This is a genomic window from Amycolatopsis sp. NPDC104587 (assembly GCF_055583645.1).
Map to the genome: position 1 here is coordinate 861,330 of NZ_JBVJNO010000001.1, position 23,946 is coordinate 885,275.

A 23,946-nucleotide genomic window follows, 5' to 3' on the forward strand; every position below is an offset into this window, starting at 1 on the left:
GGACATCTCTCGGTGCCGACTTCACCGGCGAGCTTACTGTCGTGGCAAGAGGTACCTGAAGTGCGGGGAATCCGGATTCTCACCCACCTGGGGTCCCGGGGCGCCCGCCGGTTTCGACCGTCCGACCGGTATGCGCCGCCATGAACGAGTCACTCACGGCGTCCGGCGTCATGAACGAGTCACTCATGACGTTCGAGGCGCGGCGCGGCGGGCTCACTCCCCGGCGGCGCGGGACCGCACGGGGTTGGCCCGCCGGATCCCGAACGGCTGCATCCGGGCCTCCGCGCGCCGCACGTCCCACACCGCGCCCATGCCGGTGTACGCGGTCAAGGCCGTCCGGAACGCCGTCCGCGCCTCGTCCAGCCGGCCCGACTCCGCGAGCAGGATCGCCGCGTCCTCGGTCGCCTTCGCCTGCTTCAGCAGCCGCCCGGCCGCGCGGTAGTGCCCGGCCGCCGTCAGCACCGGCTCGGGATCACCGGTGACCAGCCCCCGGCAGTGCGCGGCCGCCGCCGCGTGCGCCGGCGGGACGTCGCCGTCCGGCTCCAGCAGCCGCAGCGCCTGGTGCGCCCGCTGCTGGTCACCCAGCGCCCCCGCGAGCCGGACCAGGTCCGGCAGCCACTGGTGGCGGGCGGCGGGCGGGTAGTTCTCCTCCAGCAGCGGCAGCAACGCCGTCAGCGCGGCCTCGGGACGGCCATCCTGCTCGGCCAGCAACGCCTGCGCGGCCAGGAGGAAGTCACCGCCGTCGGGCTCCAGGCCCTGCGGCCACCGCTGCCGGCTCGCCGCCTCGAGGTGGGTCCTGGCCGTGCCCGGCTCACCGCGGTGGCCGGCGATCAGCGCGCCGACGCCGTGCACGAGCAGCGCCGAACCCGGGCTGCGCAGGACGTAGGAAGCGGTTTCCGCGCCGTCGCGGATCACCGCGTCCAGCTCGGCCAGCGCCTCGCGCCAGCGGCCCAGCCAGTAGTAGTGCACCGCGCCGGCCAGGTGCATCTCACCCGGCACCGCGCGGGTCGCCGCGATCCGGCGGGCCGCGTCGAGCGGCTCGGCCGCCTCGTCGAGGCTGTCGAGGTTCGGCACGGACAGCGCCGCGTCGTCGAGCGGGTGCAGCCCGGCCGGCACGAGCACCGCGCCGGTGTCTTCGCCGAGCCGTTCCAGCGTGGCCAGCAGCGACTCGTGCCGCCCGCGCCACATCTCCGGGACGTCGGCGTCGTCGAGGGTCCGCTTCAGCTCGGCTGTCGCCTCGGCGAAGTCGCCGCGGCGGTAGTAGATGTAGGCCAGGATCCAGCGCATCTCGGCCGCGCGCCTGCTGTCGGACGTCCGCGCGACGACCGAGCGCGCCTCGGCCTCGGGCTCGCGGCCGAGCCAGAACATCAGCCGGGCCAGGGTCGCGGTCAGCGTCTCCCGCGCGTCCGGCGGCAGCGTGCCCTGGGTGACGGCGTGGCGCAGCAGGTCGACGGCGACCCGCGGGGTCTCGGTGGCGACCGTGCCGATGTTCTCCAGCAGCCACGCGGTGACCCACGGGTCGACCTGCGCGGGCGCGGCGGCGAGCTGCTCGGCGACGCGGTCCGCGGGGGAACCCGTGGCGGCGAAGGCCTCGGCGAGCTGCCGGTGCAGCGCGACGCGCATCGCGGCGGGCGTCTTTTCGTAGAGCACGCGGCGCAGCAACGGGTGCCGGAACGCCAGCCGGTCACCCGACTCGACGAGCACCCCCGCCGTGATCGCCTCGTCGACCGCGCCGACCAGCGCCGTCGGGGGCCGTTCAGTGGCGACGGCGATGTCCGACAGCGAGAACTCGCGGCCCAGCAACGCGGCCCAGCGCAGGGTGTCGCGCGTCCCGCTGGAGAGGAAGCTCAGGTACAGCGTGATCCGCGAGCCCAGCGGCGACGGGATGGTCGCGCACGAGTTGCCGTCGAGGTGCGCGTGGACGCCGTCGAGCACGATCATGCCCTGCCCGAGCAGCGTCTCGACGATTTCCCGGACGTAGCGCGGGTTCCCGGACGCGTACGACACCAGCACCTGGAGCCCGGGCCCGGGCGGCGCGCCGACCAGCTCGGTGGCGAGCTCGAGCGCGGCGGCGACGGCCAGTGGCGGCAGCGTGAGCACGGTGGTGGGGTCGGCGTCGAGCTCGGCGCGCAGGTCGTCGAGCGCGGCCTGGCGCGGCACCGCGCGGCACGCGCCCACGAGCAGCAGCGGCAGCTCCCGCGTCTCCCGGCTCAGGTGCCGCCAGACCCGCAGGGTCGTGTCGTCCGCCCACTGCAGGTCGTCGACCGCCAGCACCAGCGGCGCCTCGGCGCACAGCTCGCGGACCAGCCCGAGCAGGCCGTCGACCGGGTCTTCCCCGGGGCGTTCGGCGAGCCGCGCGGCCAGGCCGGCCCGGCGTTCGTCGGTGGCGCGCGGGTGCACCCCCAGCGCGTCGAGCAACGGCCGGAGCGCGAACCGCTGGTCGAGCGCGTCCGCGGCGGCGAAGGCGGGCTTCAGCTCGGCGTCCTGGGCCATGGCGAGGACTTCGGCGAGCATGGCCGTGCGGCCACTGCCCGGCTCACCCTCGAGCCACAACGACCGGCCGTTGCCCGCTCCGAGCTCGGCGACGGCTTCGCGCAGCCGGGTCAGCTCGGCCTCCCGGCCGACGAAGACGTCCGCCTGCTCGGGCAAGGTCGCGACGGGGAACCGCGGTAGCCGGGCCGGGGGCGGCGGTTTCGGCGCCGCGGGCTCGGCGGGCTTTTCCACCAGCTGCTCGTACAACCGCCGCAGCGCCGGGCCGGGCTCGGTGCCCGACGACTCGACCAGCCTGTCCCGGACGTCGGCGTACACCGCGATCGCCTCGGTCCGCCGGTCGGCGCGGGCCAGTGCCCGCATGAGCAGCCCGCGCACCGTCTCGCGGAAGGGGTGTTCGCGCGTCAACGCGGTCAGCTCGGCGACGAGCTCGGCGTGCCCGCCCAGCTCCAGCACGATCTCCGCGCGCCGCTCGATCGTCGCCAGCCGGACCTCCTCGAGGCGGGCGCGCTGGGCGGCGGCGAACGGCCCGGGCAGGCCCGACAGCGGGATGCCCTGCCACAGGCCCAGTGCCTCGTCGAGGGTTTCGCGCGCGCCGCGCAGGTCACCGGCCGACTGCGTGCGCTGGGCCAGCTCCCGCAGGGTTTCGAACCGGTGGACGTCGATCGACTCCGCGGCCAGCCGCAGGGAGTACCCGGACCCGATCGACGCGAGCAGCTGCGGGCCCGCACCCTTGACCCGGCCGGGTTCGAGCGCGCGCCGCAGGCCGGAAACGTAGGTGTAGATGGACCCTTGCGCGCTCTGCGGCGGCGCTTCGCCCCAGACGGCGTCGATCAGCTCCTCGCGCGAGACCGTGCGGTTCGGGTTCATCGCGAGCACGGCGAGAACCGTCCGACGGTGCGCGGAGCCGAGGTCGAGCTCCTCTTCGCCCAGCCAAGCCTTCACCGGGCCCAGAAGGTGGAGTCTCGGTGCGGAGCTGTCCGCAGCCGACATCGGTCTCCCTTCGTGCGCTGACGGATCGTCACGCGCCGGATGCCTGAGGTGAGCATACGCGGCCGTCGTGAACCGGCAGGCAATGATGGCGGACATTCGGGCAACGGCGGACGGGCGGGGTTTCGTCGCGCCGCGGTGTGCGCCACGCTCGGGGAGCCGAACCCGTGTGAGGAGCCCGGATGTCCACACCCGTGCCGACGGAGGACATGAAGCACGCCGCAGCGCGCTTCGCGTCCGCCATCGAGGCGGCCCACGAGCGGCTTCGCGGGGTCAACAGCGAGATGGCGACGGTCCAGGCCGCGTGGCGCGGGGAGGCGTCCGTCCGGTTCGGGCAGGCGATGAGCGACTGGGAGCAGGAGTTCGACGTGATCCTCTCGAGGCTGGCGTGGCTGCTCGAAACCACGGGCGGCCGGGTGCCGCGGCCGCGGCGGCCGTGACCCGGCACGAGCTCGACTTCACCCTCGCCGACCTCGTGCTCGACCGGATGGGGTCGGTCACCGGTGAGCTCGGCGAGCTGCTCGCCGAGCTCGAGGAGGGGGTCGAGCCGGGGCTGGCCGGCTGGACCGGCGAGGCGCGGGAGCAGTACCTGCTGGCCAAGCGCGACTGGGCCCGCGCGGCCGAGCGGATGCCGGAGTGCCTGGAGCGGGCGCGGGAGGCGTTCGGCGAGCTGGCCCGGGGCGACGGCGGCCCCGCGACGCGCGACGGCTGGTGACTTCTTCACGGCGTGAAGACGGAATAGGGAAGGCGTGAAGACGCGCCGTCCACACTGCCTCCATGAAGCCCGTCGAAGTGACCGTCCTCGCCTCGGACCCGATCACGCACGCCGGCGCGGTGAGCCTCCTGGAGTCGCATCCGGACGTCCGGGTCACCGACCTGGTGCCGGACGTGCTGCTGGTGATGGAGGAGCACGTCACCGAGGCGGTGCTGGGCGAGATCCGCGCGGCGAAGGCGTCCCACGTCGTGCTGGTCGTCGAACACTTCCGCGAGAGCGACCTGATGGCGGTGCTGGAGAGCGGCGTCGTGGCGATCCTGCCGCGCCGCGAGACGGGCGGGGCCGAGCTGGTGACGGCGGTGCTGGCCGCGGGCGACGGCACGGCGAACCTGCCGCCGCGGCTGCAGGGGGCGCTGCTTTCGCAGGTGCAGCGCATGCGCCGGGACGTCCTGGAGCCGAACGGGCTGACGCTGTCCGGCCTCGCCGCGCGCGAGTGCGACGTGCTGCGGCTGGTCGCCGAGGGCTTCGGGACCGAGGAGATCGCGGCGAAGCTGTGTTACTCCGAGCGGACCGTGAAGAACGTCCTCTACGGACTCATGACGCGCTGCGGCCTCAACAACCGCGCGCACGCGGTCGCCTACGCGCTGCGAGCGGGCGCGATCTGAGCCGGTTTCCGCGCCTTCGCGTGGGCTAGGGTCACGATCATGGTGTTGACGGCAGCAGAGATCGCGGCGTCCGTCCGGGCCGGGCAGCTCGATCCCGTGCAGGTGACCAAGGAAGCCCTCGACCGGATCGCGGCGGCGGACGGCGTGGTCGGCGCCTTCCGCCGGGTGCGCGCCGACGAGGCGCTGGCCGAAGCGGCGGAGGTCGCCGCGCGGCCCGATCTCGCGTCGCTGCCGCTGGCCGGCGTGCCGGTCGCGGTCAAGGACGTCACGGCGATCACCGGCGAGTTCGCCTCCCACGGTTCGGCGGCCGGGCCGTCTTCCCGGGCGGTCGAGGACGGCGTGGTCGCGGCGCGGCTGCGGGCGGCCGGCGCGGTGCTCGTCGGGCTGACGCGCGTGCCGGAGCTGTGCGTCTGGCCGATGAGCGACACCCCGGACGGCATCGCCCGCAACCCGTGGGACCCGACGTACGCCTCGGGCGGCTCGTCCGGCGGCAGCGCGGCGGCGGTGGCGGCCGGGCTGGTCCCGGTGGCCCACGGCACCGACGGCATGGGCTCGGTCCGGCTGCCGGCCGCGATGTGCGGCCTGGTCGGGCTCAAGCCGGGCGCGGACCTGCTGGCCGAAGGTGGCTGGTTCGGCATGTCCGTGCACGGCCCGCTGACCACGACGGTCGCGGACGCGGCGGTGCTGCTGTCGGTGCTGGCGGACAAGCCTTCGCTGGCTTCGGTGCCTTCGCCGTCGGCGGTGCGCATCGCGACGTCGACGACGGTGCCGCTGCTGCACACCCCGGTGCCCCGCGAGCTGGTGGCGGCGGTCGCGCAGGCGGCGGGCTTCCTGACGGCGGCCGGCCACACGGTCTCCCCGGGCGCGCCGCGCTACCCGGCGACGATGGTGGCGGGCATGACGGCCCGCTGGCTCGCCGGCCCGGCCCGCCAGGCCCGCGACTTCGACTTCGGCCGGTTCCAGCGGCGCACCCGCACGCACGTCCGCCTCGGCCGGCTCCTGGAGCGGGCCGGCCTGATCCGCGACCGCACCCGCGACCGCTGGCTCGAGCGCGCGGCGGAGTTCTTCGAGGCCCACGACGTCCTGATGACACCGACGCTGTCGCACTGGCCGGTGAAGGCGGGCCGCTGGCACGAGCGCCGCTGGCTGACGAACGTCCTGCCGTCGACGCGCCTGGCGGGCTTCACGGGCCAGTGGAACCTGGCGGGCTACCCGGCGATCACGGTCCCGGTGGGCCGCTCGGTCAGGTCGGGCTTGCCGACGTCGGTCCAGCTGATCACCCGCCCGGGCGGCGAGCCGTTGCTGCTGGGCCTGGCGGCCCAGCTGGAGTCGGCCAACCCCTGGCCCCGCACAGCCCGCAACTAAACCCGCGACTCCCACCCCCAGTCACGCGAGTTCCGCCCCCAGTCACGCGAGTTCCGGCTCCGATCACGCGAGTTCCGGCCCCAGCCACGCGAGCCGACCCGCCGGGGTTCCGTGTCGTCCGCCCCAGGTACGCGTGTCGTCCCTTCAGACACGCGAGTTGACCCTCCGATCACGCGAGCTGACCCTCCGATCACGCGTGTCGTCCCTCCGATCACGCGGCAGCCGCACCGGCGCCGGAGAGCGCCGGAACTGTCGGTGCCCACCGGTAGCGTGGAAAACGGGGGCTGCTCAGGCCCGGAAACGCACCGAAGGCCGCCCCGATCACTCGGGACGGCCTTCACGCGAGAAGTCTCAGGAACCCGGCTTGCTCGCCGTCGGCGAGAGGGGCTTGGCGCCGTTGCCGTTCCCGTTCGCCGGCTTGGTTGCCGGGCCGTTCGGCTTCGCGGGCGCGTTGCCCGGCTTCGCCACCGGCTTGGGCGCCGGCGCCGCGGCCTTCACCGCGGGCTTCGCCGAAGCCGACGCCGGGATCGACGGCTGGACCACCGGGACCACCGGCGCGGCCGGGGTCGTCGGTGACTCCGCCGCGGTGTCGCCGCCCACCAGCTTGGACGCCTGCGGGATCACCGCTTCCTCCGGCAGCGTCGCCAGCTGCGTCTCGCTGCGGTTGAGGATGTCCTCCGCCGCCGCGAGGCTCTTGCGGGCCTGCTCGCGGATCTCCGCCAGGCGCTCGACCTTGCGGTTCGCCGCCGTCGTGCGCTGGGCCGCCTGGGTGGTCGCCTCGTCGAGCCGGCGCTTGGCCTCCGCCGTGGCCTCGTCCAGCCGCCGCTTGGCCTCGGCCGTCGCCTCCGCGAGCCGGCGCTCGGCCTGGTTCTTGCTGGCCGTGCGCTGGTCGGCGACGTGCTTCTCCAGCGCCGCCTTCTGCGCCGCCTGCGACGACTCGAACTCACGCTCGAGCTTCCGCCGCTTGCGCTCGGCCTCGTTGTCGAGCAGCTCCCGCCGCTGGGCCGCCTCGACGGTCAGCCGCTGCACCTCCGCGCGCGTCTCCGCCAGTGCGTTCTCGTGCTCGGAGTGCAGCAGGTCGGCCTGCTTGTCCAGCTCCGTGACGAGCCGCGAGTAGCGCTCGCGCAGCTTCGTCGACGCCTCGGTCGAGCCCGCCCACGTCTTCTCCGCGGCTGCCTCGGCGCGCTTGACGATCTCGTCCGCGCGGGCCTGCGCGAGCGTGACCGTCCGCTGCATCCGCTCGTCGAGGTCTTCGAGCCGCTCCGGCGGTTTCTTGAGCTCCTCCACCCGCGCTTCCAGTGACGCCACCTGCTGCCGGACCGACTCCAGCTCGCGGGTCGCCGTGGCGGCCTGCGCCACGGCGGCGTCGCGGTCGCTCAGCACCCGGCGCAGCTGGGCTTCGACGTGGTCGAGGTACTGACGCACCTCGTTGCGGTCGAAGCCGTGCCAGGCCTGGGTGTATTCACGACGGAGGGGGAGGAGGCCGTTGAGGGCGCTCGCGGCGTGGTCGCGCTCAGGAACCATGCGCCCGACCGTACCCGGGCACCGTCCGCTTACGCCGGTCGGCTTGACAAATCACCAACACGTGTCGCCATTCCGGCGGCGCGTCGCCGGAATGGCCGCACCCGGAAAACGCAGAGTCACCAGTGAAAGCCGCGCGAAAGCCGGGCGAGCGCCATCGCCGCACGCGAGAGGTGTTTCTCACCACGTCCGATCTTGAGACCGCCCGAACCGCCCGCCGCGGCGGAATCCGGGAAGATCCGGAAACCCTGGTACGCGACGGCGTCGGTGAGGCCCGGCGTGAGCGTGTAGGCCAGCCCGATCGCCTGCCCCGCCGGGGTGCCGATGTGCTTCGGCCGCTCGACGAGCGCCTTCAGCACCATGTCCGCGGCCTGCTCCGGCGACTTCGTCGGGAACGCGTCGTAGATCTTCGTCGGCCGGATCATCGGCGTCCGCACGAGCGGCATGTGGATGGTGGTGAACGTGATCCCGTCACCGTGCGTCTCAGTCGCGGCAATCCGCGAGAAGTAGTCCAGCGCTGCCTTCGACGCCGCGTACGCCGAGAAGCGCGGCGCGATGCCCTGCACGCCGATCGACGAGACGTTCACGATGTGCCCGAACTTCCGCTCGGACATGTGCGGCAGCACGGCGAGGATCAGCCGGACCGCGCCGAAGTAGTTGATCGCCATCGCGCGCTCGTAGTCGTGCATCCGGTCGTAGGACAGCTTGATCGACCGGCGGATCGACCGGCCGGCGTTGTTGACCAGCATGTCGATCCGGCCGTGCTCGGCCAGCATCGCGTCGACGGCCTTGCGCACCGAGTCCTCGTCGGTGAGGTCGGCCGGGTAGACCGACGCGGTGCCGCCGGCGGCGACGATCTCGTCGCGGACCTCTTCCAGCTCGTGCTGACGGCGCGCGACCAGCAGCGGGACACCACCCGCGGCCGCCACCTTCAACGCCGTCGCCCGGCCGATGCCCGACGACGCGCCGGTGATGATCACGCGCCGGCCGTCCAGCTCGCCGCGCGGGCCGTGCTTGCGCGCGCGGAACGGGTCGAGGTGCTCGCGCCAGTAGCGCCACAGCGTCGGCGCGTAGTCCTCCAGCCGCGGCACTTCGAGGGCCCCGGCGAGCGCCTTGCGCGTCTCGGCCGAGGAGAACACCGACGGGAACGCCATGGTCTCCAGCAGCACCGGCGGGATGCCGAAGCGCTCCATCACGGCGTCGCGCGCGATGGTGACGCCGGGGATGTGCTCGGTCAGCTTGACCAGCCCGACGATCCGCTTGGAAAGGCCTTCGCCGAGCTGCACGCTGATCGTCGGCGCGCCCGCGGCCTTCGCGAAGGCGTTGTAGACGGAGACGACCGGCTGCGGCTCGGGGTTGACCAGGTGGAAGGCGTGGCCGTCGAGACCGGGCTTGACCACCAGCTCGAGCAGCGCCTTCGCGACGTAGTCGACCGGCACGATGTTCGTGTCGCCGAGGTCGGGGCCGACGATCGGCAGCACGTCCGGCAGCCCGGCGAGCCGGTTGATCGCGGGGAAGAGGTAGTACGGGCCGTCGACCTTGTCCATCTCGCCGGTCTCGGAGTGCCCGACGACCACCGCGGGCCGGTAGACCCGCCACGGCACCTCGTCCTGCTCGCGGACGATCTTCTCGGCCTCGAACTTCGTCCGGTGGTACGGCGTGACGAGCCGCTGCCCGGCGTCGAACATCTCCTCGGTGAAAACGCCTTCGTGGTCACCCGCGACGGCCACCGAAGAAACGTGGTGCAGGCAGCCGGCGCGCAGGTCGGCGGCGAGGTCGACGACGGCGCGCGTACCGTCCACATTGGCCTTGATGCTGGCTTCGTCGTCGGCGGTGAGGTCGTAGAGGGCAGCGAGGTGCACCACGTGGTCGACGTGCCCGCGCAGCTCCTCGCGGTCCGTTTCGGACACCCCGAGCAGCGGCTCGCCGAGGTCGCCGGTGACCAGCGTGACGCGGTCGGAGTGCGGCCACTGGTCGACCAGCGCGGCCAGCTTCGCCTTGCTCGACGCGCGGACCAGCAGCGCGACGCGGTCGTCGTCGGGGCGGGAGAGCAGCAGCCGGGTGAACTGGCGCCCGATCAGTCCGGTCGCCCCGGTCACCAAGAACGTCGCCATCGTCTTCACACCTCTCACCGCTTGCCCTGACCCTGGGCATTCTGCTGCATCCGGGCGGCGGTGACCACCTCGCGAGGACGTGAAGTTACTCACGGGTAACTTATTGCGGGTCCGCGATGACGACGCGGTTCTCCTCGTAGCCGTCCGAACCGCCGACCCAGCGGCCCCCGCACGTCACCAGCACGAGCCGGTGCGGCCCGGACTGGCCGAAGAGGTCGTCGGCCCGGGCCGGGAGGTCGTTCTTGTGCACCGTGACGAGCTGGGAGACCTTGAAGCGCCGGAGTGTCCCGGTGGTGTCCACAATGGACACGATGGAGCCGGTCCCGATGGTCCAGAGCTCGGCGAACGGCCCGGTCGCGCCCCGCCAGTTCACGTGCCCGGCGAGCACGCTCGCCCCACCGGCGGCGTCCAGGGCGGCGCCCCACCAGGTCGCCTGCCCGAGATCGGCGGGGATCGGCAGTTCTCCGCCGGGGCCGAGGTCCTTCCGCACGAGAACGGCTTGGCCACCACCGGGCAGCCGCACGGTGCCGGGCGGCTGCGGCTTGGGCGGAGGAGGTGGTGGGGTCGGCTGAGTCTGCGCGGCCGGGGCGGCAGGCGCGGCGCTGGTCGGGGTGGGGGTGGTGGTCGGGCCCGGACTCGCGGCGGGAGCGGCGGCGCCCGCGGCGGGCAGGGCCGTGCCCGCGACGACGGCTACCGGCGGCGAGCCGGCCACGGAGGAGCCGAGCTGTACCGCGAGCACGGTGGCTGCGCCGAGCGCGAAGCCGACGAGCAGCCGCCCGCGCCGCGGCTTCGGCGAGGTCGGGATGTGGGTGCGCCACGGGTCGACGCCGGTTTGCCCCGCACCGCGGCCGCGCTGGTCGCCGACGGCCTGCCGCGAGTCGCCGGTCGGCTGCTCGATGCCGGTCTGCCACCGACCGTCCGCATGCCGCTCATCCGGCGGCCAAGCCCCACCGAGCTGCTCGTCCTCCTCCGGACGCCACCCGGTCCCGCGCCGCCACTCCTCGACGAACCAGCTCTCGCCCTGCCAGTTGTCGTCTGCCAACGCCGTTACCTCCGGGTTGCCCGCCGCGCCGCGAAGGCGACCAGACCGGCGCCCAGCAGTGCCAGCAGGCCGAGCCCGGCCAGGCCCGCCGTCGAATAGCTCGTCTCCACGACACCCCGCGCCTGCGCCAGCGGCTGGTCGCCGGCCGGGATCGCGCGCGGGACCTCGTTCGGCTTGTTCGTCACCGTCAGCGCCAGTGTCTCGCCCGGCTTCACCGTTCCGCACGCCGAAGGCGGGTTCTGCGGGTCGTACGCGTTCGTGTACCCCGGCGGCGGGCTCGCCTCCACCACGCAGATCTCCTGCGGCGTCCGGAGGTTCTCCACCGTCACCCCGCCGGTCGCGCCGTCGGTCGTGACCACCGCGGGCTTGCCGTCGGCGCCGGTGAGCGGCTTGCCGTCCTGGCCGAGCGCGGCCGACGTCTTGTCCTTGCCGGTGATCCGCAGGACCGCGCCGCCGACCCCCTTGCCCGTGTTCGCGTCCGTCTTCGTCACCTGCACCTTGCCGGGCTTCGCGACGTTCAGGACCCCCTGCGCGGTCAGCTCCTTCTCGCCGCCGGTGGAGACGACGCGCTGCTTCGACGTGTCGACCGGCAGCCGGACGTAGGGCCGGTCGGCCGGCGCGGACAGCGACGCCACCAGCTTCGGCCGGTCGCCGGTCGGGGTCAGCTTCACCGTCACCGTTCCGTCCGCGCCGGTCTTCAGCGTGACGTCCTTCGCCGCGGCCTGCGGACTCGCGTTGCCCGCCGTGTCCCCGGCCGGTTCGCCGAGGGTGCCGGCCGTCGCCGTCAGCTTCACCGGGACGTCCGGGACGCCCTTGCCCTTGGCGTTCTTCACCGTCGCGGTCCACTCCGCCGGTTCGCCGAGGTGCTGGTCGCCCTTCGGCGCGGTCATCGATGCCGTCCACGGCCCGCGGTTGGTCTCGGCGTCCGTCCTCAGCCGCTCGACGGCGTCCGCGGAGTCCTTGCCCATCGCCTTCAGGTACCCGGGCGCGTCATACGCGATCTTGTCCGCGGGCAGGCCCGGGTCGAGGTCGGCGGGGGTGCGGGGCGCCGCGGTCCACGAGTGCAGCAGGTGCGCGAGCGCGGTCGCCTCGTCGGGGTTCTTCGTGCCGCCGTAGCGCAGCAGCAGGTAGGAGATGTTCGCCGCCACGTCCGCGGGCAGCTTCGTGCCCCACTTCGTCAGCAGCTCGTCGCCGGGCTTGTACGGCTCGTCGGTGTTCGGCGCGCGGAGCCGGAAGCTCACGCAGAACACCTGCTCCCCGCCGACGACGTACGACCCCAGCCAGACCGGGCGCGGCGCCGGGTCGGCGCCGACCCGGTGGCCGATGCCTTCCTGGCTCGCGGCCGACGCCGTGGTCGCGGAGAGTGCGCCGAGCAGCGTCGCGGCGAACAAGGCGATGAGCACGCGGACACCCGCGCGCGGGCGTGTTGACCACCCCATGGTGTGTAGGCTCCTTCGTCGGACGTGCGGGTACGCGAGCGCGTCTCCGCAGGTCACACGATTGATCAACTCCCCGACGCGCGTTCGGTGAACGTTCGAGCACGCCAGGTGAGCGTCGCGCCGACGGGGCCGGACTGTCTACCGCTCTTCGGGTGGCTGTCGCCGAACGGTCGTGATCCCGGTCGCATACGGTGTCCACCGTGGCAAGTGGCCTGCCGTCGAGTAAAGTTGTCTTTACTCGACGGGAACCGCGCGCGCCCGGCGGTCGTTGAACCCGATGCAGCGTCGATCCACAAAGCAGCAGATCCAGGAGGATCAGGTGCGTTCCAGTAGCAACCCGGCGTTCCGCAACCTGCCCCGCGGCGGAACCCAGACCCAGTACGGCCCCCCGGTGGGCTTCAACCAACCCCAGGGCGGCGTGCCCGGGTACGGCCCGGGGCAGGTCTCCTCCGGCGAGGGCGACCGGCCGATGACCGTCGACGACGTCGTCGTCAAGACCGGTATGAGCCTCGGTGTCGCGCTGCTCGTCGGGATCGTCACGGCGATCTGGGCCCAGAACACGCTGGCCGAGACCGGCAAGCTCTCCGGCGCCCTCATCGGCGCGATGATCGGCGGCTTGATCGTCGGGCTCGTCGTCTCGCTCGTGATCATCTTCAAGCAGAAGCCGAGCGGCCCGCTGACGCTGGTCTACTCCGCCGCCGAAGGCCTCTTCCTGGGCGCGCTGAGCGGCGTCTTCGAAACGGTCTACCACGGCATCGCGCTGCAGGCGATCATCGGCACCGTCGGTGTCTTCATCGGCATGTTGGTCGTCTACAAGACCGGCGCGGTCAAGGTGACGCCGAAGCTGACGAAGTGGATCGTCGGGGCGGTCGTCGGCGTCGCGGTCCTGATGCTGTTCAACCTGATCAGCTCGTTCGCCTTCGGGTTCAACCCGCTGCGCGACGGCAGCCCGCTCGCCATCGCCTTCAGCATCCTCTGCATCGGCATCGCGGCCTTCAGCTTCCTGCTCGACTTCGACCAGGCCGACCGGATGATCCGCGAGGGCATGCCGTCGAAGTGGGCCTGGTACACCGCGTTCGGCCTGATGACCACGCTGGTTTGGCTGTACCTGGAGATCCTGCGGCTGCTGTCCTACCTCCGCGAGTAACCTGGCTCACAGTTCCTCAGTGAAGGCGCTCCGTAACCAACGGGGCGCCTTTTCTGTGGGTAATTCGTGCATACGGGGACCCCGCTGCGGACCGCGATCACCCTGCGTGTTTGATGACCCGGTCGATTTCCTTTCACATGTGTGAGGTTCACAGTGAGCGTTCCCCCTCCGGCCCCCGGGGGCCAGCAGCCGGTGGGTCAGCCCGATCCCTACGGACCGCCCTCCGGCGGTCAGCCGCAGCCGCAGTACGGGCAGCCCGGCGCCTACGGCCAGGCGCCGCAGGGCCGGCCCGGTCAGCCGGGCCAGTTCGGCCCGCCGCCGCAGGGCCAGCCCGGCCAGTACGGCCCGCCGCCCGGCCAGTTCCCGCCCGGCCAGCCCGGCTTCCCGCCGGCGCCGCCCGCCGTGCCGAAGAAGTCGAAGACCGGCGCGATCATCAAGTTCGGTGTCATCGGCGTGATCCTGGTCGTCGCCGTCGTCGTGGGGATCGTCTCGTTCTCGAACTCGCCGGCCAGCTCCAACGTCGGTGACTGCCTCACGATCACCGAGTTCACCCGGGGCGGCGACGACCCGGCGAAGGCCGACTGCAACGACCCGAAGGCGAACGTCAAGATCGCGGCGAAGCTCGACAGCTCGTCCGACAACTGCCCGGGCGGCTCCGACGCCGGCTACGACACCTACTCGGTGAGCGGCCGCAGCTCCTACAAGCTGTGCCTGATGATCAACGCGAAGCAGGGCGACTGCCTGGCGAACTTCACGTCGACGACGAAGGGGTACCAGAAGGTCTCGTGCTCCGACCCGACCAAGGACGGCGAGCTCGTCAAGGTCGTCTCGGGCCAGGCCGACAAGAGCGTCTGCGAGGGCACGGACGCCACGCGCGTGGCCGTCTACCCGGAGCCGGCGACGACGATGTGCGTCAAGACGAACGAGTAGCTCCGGATCACCGCGGCTCGTCCCACAGTGTGCGACGAGCTGCGGTGAATCGATCACCGGATCTAGCTTTGCCGGGTGGCGACGACCGAATCCCCTGCCGGTGACCAGAAGTTCCTCGACTTCCCCACCTCCTGCGCCGCGCCCGTCCCGCAGCCGGAGGACCCCGTCCGCGTGGTGCCGCTGGCCGTCGCCGGTGTGCTCGCAGCCGGCCTGACCGGGTACGTCTGGGCGTCCTACGGCGCCAAGTTCGGCGTCCTGCTGCTGCTCGGGCTCGGACTCGGGCTCGCGCTGTTCCACTCGCGGTTCGGCTTCACCTCGGCGTGGCGGCAGCTGATCGCCGTCGGCAACGGCCAGGGCCTGCGGGCGCACACCGTCCTGCTCGGCACGGCCGCGACGCTGGTCGCGCTGGTCGCGGGCACCGGCAGCGGCCTGTTCGGCAGCAAGCCGGTGCCGACGGCCGGCCCGCTCGGCCTCGCCCTGTTCGTCGGCGCGACGCTCTTCGCGATCGGCATGCAGCTCGGCGGCGCGTGCGCGTCCGGGACGCTGTTCGCGGTCGGGTCCGGGCAGTCGGCGATCGTGCTGACGCTCGGCGGGTTCATCACCGGGTCGGTGCTCTACACCTGGGCGTACCCGGTGCTAAGCGGCTGGCCGGAGCTCAAGGGCGTGCTGTTGGCCGACCACGTCGGCTGGTTCGGCTCGTGGGCGATCACCATCGCCGTGCTCGCCGGGATCGTGCTGGTCACCCGCGCGGTGCAGCGCCGCCGCACCCCGCCGCCGGTGGACGCCGTGCCGACCGCGCGCGGCTTCGCGCGGATCTTGCGCGGCTCGTGGCCGATGCTCGTCGGCGCGGTCGTGCTGGGCGTGCTGGCCGGCGCGGTGTTCCTGGTGTCGGGCGGGATCTGGGGCGTCACGAGCGCGTTCTCGCTGTGGGGCGCCAAGATCCTGCAGGTGTTCGGGCTGCACCCGGAGTCGTGGGAGTTCTGGCAGCAGAAGCCCAACGCGACGTCGCTGGCCAACCCGATCTGGAAGGACAAGAACAGCCTCACCGACATCGGGATCATGATCGGCGCGGCGGTGGCCGCCGCGGCCGCGGGCGCGTGGAAGATCCACAGCTCGATCCCGTGGCGCACGGCGCTCGCGGCGGTCCTCGGCGGGATCATGATGGGCGTCGGCGCGCGGATGGCGGGCGGCTGCAACATCGGCGCGTACCTCGGCGGCATCTCCACCGGCAGCCTGCACGGCTGGCTGTGGGGCGTGTTCGCGCTCGGCGGCACGTGGATCGGGCTGAAGCTGCGGCCGCTGTTCGGGCTCGGGAACCCGGTCCCGACCGACAGCATCTGCTGAATCCCTTAGTTTTTTGTCGGTGCCCCCCAGTACCCTCGCGGACGAATCCACGAACCTGGGGGGCCTCTTCCTTATGACTACGCAAAGAACCGGCTCGGCGCCGAACGGTGACGCGCTCGACGCCGGGGTGCTGAAGGTGGCGTCCGTCGTCGTCCTCGGCGCCATCATGGCGATCCTGGACACCACGGTCGTCAACGTCGCGCTGCAGAAGCTGACGATCGAGTTCTCGACGTCGTTCGACGTCATCCAGTGGGTCGCCACCGGCTACCTGCTCGCGCTCGCCACGGTGATCCCGGTCACCGGCTGGGCGTCGGACCGGTTCGGCACCAAGCGGCTCTACATGGTCGCGATCGTGCTGTTCCTGGCCGGCTCGATGCTCGCCGGGCTGGCGTGGAACATCGAGACGCTGATCCTCTTCCGCGTCCTGCAGGGCTTCGGCGGCGGGATGCTGATGCCCTGCGGCATGACGATCCTGACCCGCGCGGCCGGCCCGCAGCGGATCGGGCGCGTGATGGCGGTGCTGGGCGTGCCGATGCTGCTCGGCCCGATCGGCGGCCCGATCCTCGGCGGCTGGCTGGTCGACGCGGTGAGCTGGCGCTGGATCTTCTTCATCAACGTGCCGATCGGCGTCGTCACGCTGCTGCTGTCGTGGCGGCTGCTGCCGAAGGACGCGCCGGAGCCGTCCGGCCGCTTCGACTTCGTCGGCATGCTGATGGTGTCGCCGGGGCTGGCGGCGCTGATCTTCGGCGTCTCGAAGATCCCGTCCGCGGGCGGGGTCGGCGCCGTCGAGGTGTGGCTGCCGTCGGTGGGCGGGCTGGTGCTGCTGGTGGCGTTCGTGCTGCGCGCGCTGAAGGTGTCGAACCCGCTGGTGGACCTGCGGCTGTTCAAGAACCGCACGTTCACGGTCGCGATGGTGACGATGTCGCTGTTCTTCGTCGCGTTCCTCGGCGGGATGATGCTGCTGCCGACGTACTTCCTGCTGGTGCGCGGCGAATCCACGCTGCACGCCGGGCTGCTGCTGGCCCCGCAGGGCTTCGGCGCGATGATCATGATGCCGGTCACCGGCCGGCTGGCCGACAAGGTGGGCGCGCGGAAGATCGTGCTGCCGGGTCTGGTGCTGATCGTCGGCGCGATGGCGATGCTGACCCAGGTCAGCGCGACCACGCCGTACTGGGTGCTGCTGTCGGCGTTGTTCGTGATGGGCCTCGGCATGGGCTGCACGATGATGCCGATCACGACGTCGGCGCTGCAGACGCTGCAGCCGAAGGACATGGCCCGAGCGTCCACGGCGACGAACATCGTCCAGCAGACGGCGGGCGCGATCGGCTCGGCAGTGCTGGCGACGATCCTGGCGGCCCTGCTGGCGGGCAAGTTCGGCGTCCCGACGGCCCAGGGCCAGCTGGCGGCGACGGCGGCGATCCTGAACCCGGAGACCCACACGGCGGCAACGGGCCTGGCGGCGGACGCGTTCTCGACGACGTTCGTCTGGTCCCTGGTCCTGGTGGCACTGTGCGTGATCCCGGCACTGTTCCTCCCGAAGTCCCGCCCGGCGGCCCCGGCCGCCTCGGAGGACGGCGACGAGGTCGCACCCCCGGTGATGGTCCACTAGCGCCACGCAACGAGGGCCGCCACCCGGTTCCGGTGGCGGCCCTCGTCGTTCGGTCGTCTCAGGCGATCAGGAGAGGCGCTCCAGGATCATCGCCATGCCCTGGCCGCCGCCGACGCACATCGTCTCGAGGCCGAACTGCTTGTCGTGGTGCTGCAGGGAGTTGATCAGCGTCGACGTGATACGCGCGCCCGTCATGCCGAACGGGTGGCCCACCGCGATCGCGCCGCCGTTGACGTTCAGGCGGTCGAGCTCGATGCCCAGGTCGCGGTACGACGGGATGACCTGCGCCGCGAACGCCTCGTTGATCTCCACCAGGTCGATGTCGCCGATGGACAGCCCCGCGCGCGAAAGCGCCTGGTTGGACGCCTCCACCGGGCCGTACCCCATGATCTCCGGCGAAAGGCCCGTCACGCCGGTCGACACGATCCGCGCCAGCGGCGTCAGGCCCAGCTCGCGCGCCTTCGTGTCGGACATGACGACGACCGCCGCCGCGCCGTCGTTGAGGGGGCAGCAGTTGCCCGCCGTCACGCGGCCGTCCGGGCGGAAAACCGGCTTGAGCCCCGAGACGCCTTCGATCGTGACGCCCGCGCGGGGGCCGTCGTCCTTCGAGACGACCGTGCCGTCCGGCAGCGTCACCGGGGTGATGTCCTTGGCCCAGAAGCCGTCGGCGATGGCCTTCTCGGCGAGGTTCTGCGAGCGGACGCCGAACTCGTCCATGTCCTCGCGCGTGACGCCCTTCAGCCGCGCCAGGTTCTCCGCGGTCTGGCCCATCGCGATGTAGACGTCCGGGACGTCGCCCGAGGTGCGCGGATCGGTCCAGGAGCCGGTGCCGGACTCGGCGGTCGCGGCGGTGCGCTTCTCGGCGTCGGCGAACAGCGGGTTGTGCGTGTCCGGCCAGGAGTCCGAGCTGCCCTTCGCGAACCGCGACACGGTCTCGACGCCGGCCGAGATGAAGACGTCACCCTCGCCGGCCTTGATCGCGTGGAACGCCATCCGGGTGGTCTGCAGGCTGGACGAGCAGTAACGCGTGACGGTGCAGCCGGGCAGGTGGTCGTACCCGAGCTCGACGGCGACCGCGCGGCCCATGTTGAACCCGGACTCGCCGCCCGGCAGGCCACAGCCCAGCATCAGGTCGTCGATGTCGGCGGGGTCCAGCTGCGGCACCTTGGCCAGGGCCGCCTGGATCATCTGCACGGTCAGGTCGTCGGGCCGCATGCTGACCAGCGAGCCCTTCCCGGCGCGGCCGATCGGCGAACGAGCGGTGGAGACGATGACGGCTTCAGGCATGACGTGACACATCCTCGTATCGCGAGCTAGCGTGCTAAGCGGTTGCTCACCATAGTGCCGCTTGTGGCCCCGGTCGCAAAGCCGAACGCGACCAAGGCAACACGACGCCTGGCAGGATGCCCCCGTGCCGACCGAGACGCGGGTGCTGGGGACGAGGACGATCCTGCTGTGGGGAGCCGGCCTGCTGGTGGTCGCCGCGGTCGCGGCCACCCTGCTGCTCAGCCTCCTGGGCGGCGGCCGCCCGGAGGACGCCGCGCGGCTGGACGCCCTGAAGACCGCCGCCACCATCGTCGTCGGCACCGGGGGCGCCGCCGCCCTGCTGCTCGCCGCCCGCCGGCAGCGCTCGGCCGAGCTGGACCTGGCGCAGAAGGACCACGACGCCACCGAGCGCCGGATCACCGAGATCTAGCGAGCTGGCCGCCGACCAGCTGGGCAGCGACAAGGCGCCGGTCCGGCTCGCCGGGCTGTACTCGCTGGAACGGCTCGCCGCCGGGTACGCGCCGCACCGGCAGACGATCGTCAACGTGCTCTGCGCGTACCTGCGGATGCCGTTCGAGCACACGAAGGAGAACGGCGAGGAGCTGCAGGTCCGCAAGACCGCGCAGCGCATCCTGATGCTCCACCTGCGACGCGGTCCGGACCTCGTCGGCCTGAACCTCACGCACTGTTCGATCCGGTCGATCACGTGCTACGGGACGGTGTTCCTCGAACTGGCGACCTTCCGCAGCACCGAATTCCGCACCAAGGCCGACTTCAACAAAGCGCGGTTCGACGAACGCGTCGATTTCCGGGGAACCGTTTTCGGCGGTGACCGCGACAGCTTCAACGGCGCCGTTTTCGCCGGTCCCGCGGATTTCGGGACGAAGTCCTCGGCCCGCCTCGCGGGCGCCGAAGCGCAGCGGGGGTTTCCCCGGACCTGGCCGCCCGGCTGGGAAGAACGGGCGGTCACCGACAAGCCGGGCTGGGCGGAACTGACACGAAAGGACGATCCGGGGCAACCGGCGGCCCGATAGGATCGTGTCATCAACGAGAGCTCGCCATTTTCCACGACGGGAGGTGAACCGGCGATGATTATCGGTCGGGCCGCACGGCGGCTGTCCCCGAACCTGCTGCGGACGGGTTGCCGCGCGCTGATCGGCGCCGGACGGCACCTCCGGGACGGGATGACGGCTCAGCGCACTGCGGCCCTCGGGCCGGAACCGGTTCGGACGGGCGGCTTGGTGGCTGCCTGAGGTCCGCGCCGGGCGGTCCGACCTCGCGTTCGCTGCCCGGCGTCACCGACGCGCACCCGGAGGCCGCCCGGCCACGAGTGGACAACGCCACCGGTAGGCCGTTTAGGCTGGCCCCGTGGAGTACGCAGAGCACATCGCAGACCTCGTGGGCAACACCCCGCTGGTCAAGCTGAACTCGTTGACCAAGGGGCTCAAGCCGCTCGTGCTGGCCAAGGTCGAGTACCTGAACCCGGGTGGCTCGGTCAAGGACCGCATCGCGCTGCGCATGATCGAGGCGGCCGAGCGCTCCGGCGCGCTGCGCCCGGGCGGCACGATCGTGGAGCCGACGTCCGGCAACACCGGCGTCGGGCTGGCCATGGTCGCGCAGCGCAAGGGCTACCAGTGCGTCTTCGTCTGCCCGGACAAGGTCAGCGAAGACAAGCGCAACGTGCTCAAGGCGTACGGCGCCCGTGTCGTGGTGTGCCCGACGGCGGTCGCGCCCGAGCACCCGGACTCCTACTACAACGTCTCCGACCGCCTGGTCCGCGAGATCGACGGCGCCTGGAAGCCCAACCAGTACGCCAACCCGCAGAACCCGGAGAGCCACTACCTCTCCACCGGGCCCGAGCTGTGGAAGCAGACCGACGGCAAGATCACGCACTTCGTCGCGGGCGTCGGCACCGGCGGCACGATCTCCGGGACCGGCAAGTACCTGAAGGAGGTCAGCGACGGCGCCGTGCAGGTGGTCGGCGCGGACCCGGAAGGCTCGGTGTACTCCGGCGGCAGCGGCCGCCCGTACCTGGTCGAAGGCGTCGGCGAGGACTTCTGGCCGGACACCTACGACCGGAACATCGCCGACGAGATCATCCCGGTCTCCGACGCCGACTCGTTCCAGGTCACCCGCCGGCTCGCGCTCGAGGAGGGCCTGCTGGTCGGCGGCTCCTGCGGGATGGCCGTCGCGGCCGCGCTGAAGCTCGCCGAACGGCTCACCGAGGACGACGTCGTGGTCGTGCTGCTGCCCGACGGCGGCCGCGGCTACCTGACGAAGGTGTTCAACGACACCTGGATGTCCTCCTACGGCTTCCTGCCGCCCGACTCCTCCGGCGCGACGGTGGCCGACGTGCTCACCAAGAAGAGCGGCACGCTGCCGGCGCTGGTGCACTCGCACCCGAACGAGACGGTCGCCGAGGCCATCGCGATCCTCGCGGAGTTCGGCGTCAGCCAGATGCCCGTGGTCAGCGCGGAGCCGCCGGTGATGGCGGCCGAGGTCGTCGGCGCGGTCAACGAGCGCGACCTGCTCGAGGCGCTGTTCACCGGCAAGGCCCAGCTCGCCGACCGGCTCGACCGGCACATGTCGCCGCCGCTGCCGACCATCGGCGGTGGTGAGCAGGTGAGCTCCGCTATGACGGCGCTCGAGGGCGCCGACGGCGCGCTCGTGCTGGTCGACGGCAAGCCGGCCGGGGTCGTCACCCGGCACGATCTCCTGGGGTTCCTGGCCGGGCGCTGAACAGCAGGCGAGAAGGGTCTTAATCGGTGAACCCGGCAGGGGCGTTACGAGCGCCCTGCCGGGTGATCCGATAGCGTGGGCGCAAATAGAACACTTTCGCGTCCTCGTCAAGGGGGTTCAAGACCCACATGAGTGCACCGCAGCCACCGAACCAGCCGTGGGGTGGCGGCCAGCCACCTCAGGGCCCACCGAGTGGCCCCCAGCCGCAGCAGGACCCGTTCGGCAGCCCCGAACCGACTCAGGTCGTGCAACCACAAGCCCCCGGTTCCCCGTTCGGGGACACTCCGGAGCCGACCCAGGTCGTGCAGCCGGTCCAGCCGGGTGACGGCGGGGCGGGCGCGACCCAGGCGATGCCGCCGGTCGACGCGAACGCGACGCAGATGGTGAACCCGGCCGGCGGCGACGCCCCGGTCGCGGACTCCACGCAGCTGGTGCCCCCGGGCTCCCAGCCGCCGGCGATCCCGTATACCCCGCCGCCGAGTGCGGCGGACAACCCGGCCGCGGCCTTCGGCCAGCAGCCGGGCGGCTTCGGTCAGCCGGGGCAGCCCGGCCAGCCGGGCGGGTTCGGGCAGCAGCCGGGTGGTTACGGCCAGCCGCCGCAGGGCTTCGGCGGTCCCGGCTTCGGTGGCCCGCAGCAGCCCGGCTTCGGCGCTCCGCCGCCGCAGTTCGGCGCGCCGTCGGGTGGCAACGGGATGTACGGCTACATCGCCGGCGGTGTGGTCGCCCTGCTGGGGCTGATCGCGCTGATCATCTCCTTCGGCTACATGGGCGACGCGAGCGACTACTCGAAGGCGTTCGACCTGGCGCCGAGCCAGGACGCCATCGACAAGGTCCTCGACCAGCTCGGGATCATCGGCCCGGGCACGGTCTGGTTCTACGTGATCATGATCCTGGTGGGCTCGCTGGTCTCCCTCGCCGGCGGTGCCGGCCTGGCGCTGGCGGGCAAGCTGGGCGGGATCAAGAAGTTCGTCCCGATCGTGATCGTCGTGGGTGGCGCGCTGCTCGCCCTCTTCGCCCTGCTGCTCAAGATCGGCATGACGCCGAAGGACTCCGCGCTCGCGCAGGTGTCCGCGTCCGCGAAGGACACGTTCGGCCTCGGGCTGCCGCCGCTGATCCTGGGTGTGCTCATCCTCATCGTGGGTGTCCTCGGGTTCGTCCCGGCGACGCAGCAGTTCGTCGGCCTCGGTGACGGCGGCGCCGCGCCGGGTGGGCCGCAAGGCTTCGGCGGGCCGCCCACCGGCGGCTTCGGCGCCCCGCAGCAGCCGGGCTTCGGCCAGCCGGGCCAGCCCGGTGGGTTCGGGCAGCCGGGTCAGCCGGGCGGCTACGGCGACCCGGGGCAGCCGGGTGGGTTCGGGCAGCAGCCGGGCGGCTACGGCGACCCGGGTCAGCAGGGCGGGTTCGGGCAGCAGCCGGGTGGTTACGGCCAGCCGGGCCAGCCAGGCGGCTACGGCCAGCCCGGTCAGCCCCAGCCTGGCCAGGGTTACAGCCCGCCCCCGGGGTACGGCCAGCCGGGCGGCCCCAACCCGTCGAGCGGCGGGTTCCCACAGCCCTCGGGCGGCGGGTTCGGCCAGCCGCCGCAGCAGCCGGGTGGGTACGGCCAGCCCGGGCAGCCGCCGCAGGGTTATCCGCAGCAGCCGGGTCAGCCGCAGCAGGGCTGGGGCCAGCAGCCGGGCCAGCAGGGCCCGCCGAGCGGCGGGTTCGGCCAGCCGGGCCAGCCGCCGCAGCAGCAGTGGTGAACTAGTACACCTTTTTCGTGCCCCGGAGCCATTCGGCTCCGGGGCACGCTGCATTTATGGTGGATTGCGCAATTGTCCTTTTCGGACAATTAACGAGTTGCGGGTCAGTCGGGAACTGTGACGGGATTTCTGTCGCTACCGCACAAAAATGATCTTGGGTTCCGCTGTTCGGCCGAACTCTCGTCCGTTTCCGGACTCCATCCCCCTTCCGACGCTAGGGTGAACGCCGTAGTCCCGCGTTCCTTGATGGGGGAGTTGTGACCGGCTCGCACGAATACCCGGTAACTTATTCGCATTCGTATTCACCGGTTCGGCCATCCGGAGCAACGGCGCTTCTCGCCGCCGTGCTCGGGCTTCCGGCCGCGGTCGCCGCGGGTTATGTGCCGGTCAAGATCTTCCTCGACATGCCCGCCGAATTCAGCCTCGGCGCGCTGCCGAACTGGGTGCTGGCAGACCTCGCCGGGTACCTGGTCGCCGGGCTCCTGCTCCTCCTCGGTTCGCTGGCGACGCTGTTCCGCGCGACGGCGGGCGCCGTCCTGCTCGGCCTTGGCGCGCTGCTGGCCATCGGCGCGCTGCTGACCGAGCCGCTCTCGGTGGGTGTCCCGCTGGCCCGCTTCGCCGACGCGATGTTCACCCACGGCGGCTTCGCGATGGTCGACCGCGTCGGGCTCGCCGGCCTCGCGGTGCTCGTGGTGGTGCTGGCGTTCGTGCCGCCGACGTTCCGGTACCTGCGCTACCGCGCCCCGCTGCTGCCGGCGCTCTCCGGCCAGGGCGCCTACCCGTCCCGGGGCTGGTGAGCGGCCCGCGGTGGCATCTTGCTGAGATCCATCCCAC

19 protein-coding genes are annotated in these 23,946 nt (G+C 72.1%); 13 read left to right on the plus strand and 6 right to left on the minus strand.

Translation table 11 applies throughout. The annotated features are described in order from the left end of the window. Positions 1-213: 213 nt before the first annotated feature. Positions 214-3,435 carry a BTAD domain-containing putative transcriptional regulator gene (locus ACZ61C_RS04150; RefSeq protein ID WP_465302598.1) on the minus strand — a complete coding sequence of 1,074 codons (3,222 nt, stop codon included), beginning with the start codon at positions 3,433-3,435 and terminating at the stop codon, positions 214-216. A 227-nt stretch (positions 3,436-3,662) separates the two neighbouring features. On the opposite strand from ACZ61C_RS04150, the gene ACZ61C_RS04155 reads away from it, so the two are divergent. From ACZ61C_RS04155 to ACZ61C_RS04170, 4 genes are all read left to right on the plus strand, one after another. Further along, positions 3,663-3,920: a WXG100 family type VII secretion target gene (locus ACZ61C_RS04155; protein ID WP_465302600.1), complete on the plus strand. Its 258-nt coding sequence runs from the start codon at positions 3,663-3,665 to the stop codon at positions 3,918-3,920. Next, positions 3,869-4,195, plus strand: a complete 327-nt coding sequence (locus tag ACZ61C_RS04160; RefSeq protein ID WP_465302602.1) for a hypothetical protein — start codon at positions 3,869-3,871, stop codon at positions 4,193-4,195. The genes ACZ61C_RS04155 and ACZ61C_RS04160 overlap by 52 nt, the downstream gene beginning before the upstream one ends. 62 nt (positions 4,196-4,257) lie before the next feature. After that, a complete protein-coding gene (locus ACZ61C_RS04165; protein ID WP_465302604.1) occupies positions 4,258-4,860 on the plus strand; it encodes a helix-turn-helix transcriptional regulator in 603 nt (200 codons plus the stop codon). Between the two features lie 39 nt (positions 4,861-4,899). Beyond that, a complete protein-coding gene (locus ACZ61C_RS04170) occupies positions 4,900-6,225 on the plus strand; it encodes an amidase (protein ID WP_465302606.1) in 1,326 nt (441 codons plus the stop codon). Between the two features lie 351 nt (positions 6,226-6,576). Here the strand turns inward: ACZ61C_RS04170 and ACZ61C_RS04175 are convergent, their stop codons facing one another. The 4 genes from ACZ61C_RS04175 to ACZ61C_RS04190 form a co-directional block, all read right to left on the minus strand. After that, positions 6,577-7,749: a cell division protein DivIVA gene (locus tag ACZ61C_RS04175; protein ID WP_465302608.1), complete on the minus strand. Its 1,173-nt coding sequence runs from the start codon at positions 7,747-7,749 to the stop codon at positions 6,577-6,579. 116 nt (positions 7,750-7,865) lie between these two features. Further along, positions 7,866-9,860, minus strand: a complete 1,995-nt coding sequence (locus tag ACZ61C_RS04180) for an SDR family oxidoreductase (RefSeq protein ID WP_465302610.1) — start codon at positions 9,858-9,860, stop codon at positions 7,866-7,868. 100 nt (positions 9,861-9,960) lie between these two features. Further along, entirely contained in the window at positions 9,961-10,665 is a 705-nt protein-coding gene (locus ACZ61C_RS04185; protein WP_465302788.1) for a class F sortase, read from the minus strand. A 242-nt stretch (positions 10,666-10,907) separates the two neighbouring features. Continuing rightward, positions 10,908-12,341, minus strand: coding sequence for a hypothetical protein (locus ACZ61C_RS04190; RefSeq protein ID WP_465302612.1), 1,434 nt, complete (start codon positions 12,339-12,341; stop codon positions 10,908-10,910). A gap of 319 nt (positions 12,342-12,660) precedes the next feature. On the opposite strand from ACZ61C_RS04190, the gene ACZ61C_RS04195 reads away from it, so the two are divergent. The 4 genes from ACZ61C_RS04195 to ACZ61C_RS04210 all read left to right on the plus strand — a co-directional run bounded on the left by ACZ61C_RS04195 (position 12,661) and on the right by ACZ61C_RS04210 (position 17,371). After that, a complete protein-coding gene (locus tag ACZ61C_RS04195) occupies positions 12,661-13,488 on the plus strand; it encodes a Bax inhibitor-1/YccA family protein (RefSeq protein ID WP_465302614.1) in 828 nt (275 codons plus the stop codon). Between the two features lie 192 nt (positions 13,489-13,680). After that, on the plus strand, positions 13,681-14,418 hold the full coding sequence (locus tag ACZ61C_RS04200; RefSeq protein ID WP_465302790.1) for an LppU/SCO3897 family protein: 738 nt from the start codon (positions 13,681-13,683) through the stop codon (positions 14,416-14,418). 75 nt (positions 14,419-14,493) lie between these two features. Beyond that, positions 14,494-15,762, plus strand: a complete 1,269-nt coding sequence (locus ACZ61C_RS04205) for a YeeE/YedE family protein (RefSeq protein WP_465302616.1) — start codon at positions 14,494-14,496, stop codon at positions 15,760-15,762. Positions 15,763-15,835: 73 nt separating this feature from the next. Next, the gene (locus ACZ61C_RS04210) at positions 15,836-17,371 is read left to right on the plus strand and encodes a DHA2 family efflux MFS transporter permease subunit (protein ID WP_465302618.1); all 1,536 of its coding nucleotides are present in this window, start codon (positions 15,836-15,838) and stop codon (positions 17,369-17,371) included. Between the two features lie 66 nt (positions 17,372-17,437). Here ACZ61C_RS04210 and ACZ61C_RS04215 read toward each other — a convergent pair whose 3' ends face one another. Next, complete coding sequence (locus ACZ61C_RS04215; RefSeq protein ID WP_465302620.1) at positions 17,438-18,658, minus strand: acetyl-CoA C-acetyltransferase; 1,221 nt, start codon at positions 18,656-18,658, stop codon at positions 17,438-17,440. A 124-nt stretch (positions 18,659-18,782) separates the two neighbouring features. Here ACZ61C_RS04215 and ACZ61C_RS04220 point away from each other — a divergent pair, with 124 nt between their 5' ends. The 5 genes from ACZ61C_RS04220 (at position 18,783) to ACZ61C_RS04240 (ending at position 23,909) form a co-directional block, all read left to right on the plus strand. Then, the gene (locus tag ACZ61C_RS04220) at positions 18,783-19,067 is read left to right on the plus strand and encodes a hypothetical protein (protein WP_465302622.1); all 285 of its coding nucleotides are present in this window, start codon (positions 18,783-18,785) and stop codon (positions 19,065-19,067) included. Between the two features lie 115 nt (positions 19,068-19,182). Continuing rightward, entirely contained in the window at positions 19,183-19,671 is a 489-nt protein-coding gene (locus tag ACZ61C_RS04225; protein ID WP_465302624.1) for a pentapeptide repeat-containing protein, read from the plus strand. 334 nt (positions 19,672-20,005) lie between these two features. Continuing rightward, positions 20,006-21,376 carry a cystathionine beta-synthase gene (locus ACZ61C_RS04230; protein WP_465302626.1) on the plus strand — a complete coding sequence of 457 codons (1,371 nt, stop codon included), beginning with the start codon at positions 20,006-20,008 and terminating at the stop codon, positions 21,374-21,376. 245 nt (positions 21,377-21,621) lie between these two features. Then, positions 21,622-23,112 (plus strand): hypothetical protein, encoded by a 1,491-nt coding sequence (locus tag ACZ61C_RS04235; protein ID WP_465302628.1) that lies wholly within the window; start codon positions 21,622-21,624, stop codon positions 23,110-23,112. A 344-nt stretch (positions 23,113-23,456) separates the two neighbouring features. Further along, a complete protein-coding gene (locus ACZ61C_RS04240; RefSeq protein WP_465302630.1) occupies positions 23,457-23,909 on the plus strand; it encodes a hypothetical protein in 453 nt (150 codons plus the stop codon). Positions 23,910-23,946: the final 37 nt, after the last annotated feature.

Bases quoted from the DNA above. Each gene is read 5' to 3' on its own strand.
- ACZ61C_RS04155 (WP_465302600.1), top strand. From the start codon at position 3,663: ATGTCCACACCCGTGCCGACGGAGGACATGAAGCACGCCGCAGCGCGC.
- ACZ61C_RS04165 (WP_465302604.1), top strand. From the start codon at position 4,258: ATGAAGCCCGTCGAAGTGACCGTCCTCGCCTCGGACCCGATCACGCAC.
- ACZ61C_RS04170 (WP_465302606.1), top strand. From the start codon at position 4,900: ATGGTGTTGACGGCAGCAGAGATCGCGGCGTCCGTCCGGGCCGGGCAG.
- ACZ61C_RS04175 (WP_465302608.1), bottom strand. From the start codon at position 7,749: ATGGTTCCTGAGCGCGACCACGCCGCGAGCGCCCTCAACGGCCTCCTC.
- ACZ61C_RS04180 (WP_465302610.1), bottom strand. From the start codon at position 9,860: ATGGCGACGTTCTTGGTGACCGGGGCGACCGGACTGATCGGGCGCCAG.
- ACZ61C_RS04190 (WP_465302612.1), bottom strand. From the start codon at position 12,341: ATGGGGTGGTCAACACGCCCGCGCGCGGGTGTCCGCGTGCTCATCGCC.
- ACZ61C_RS04210 (WP_465302618.1), top strand. From the start codon at position 15,836: ATGACTACGCAAAGAACCGGCTCGGCGCCGAACGGTGACGCGCTCGAC.
- ACZ61C_RS04215 (WP_465302620.1), bottom strand. From the start codon at position 18,658: ATGCCTGAAGCCGTCATCGTCTCCACCGCTCGTTCGCCGATCGGCCGC.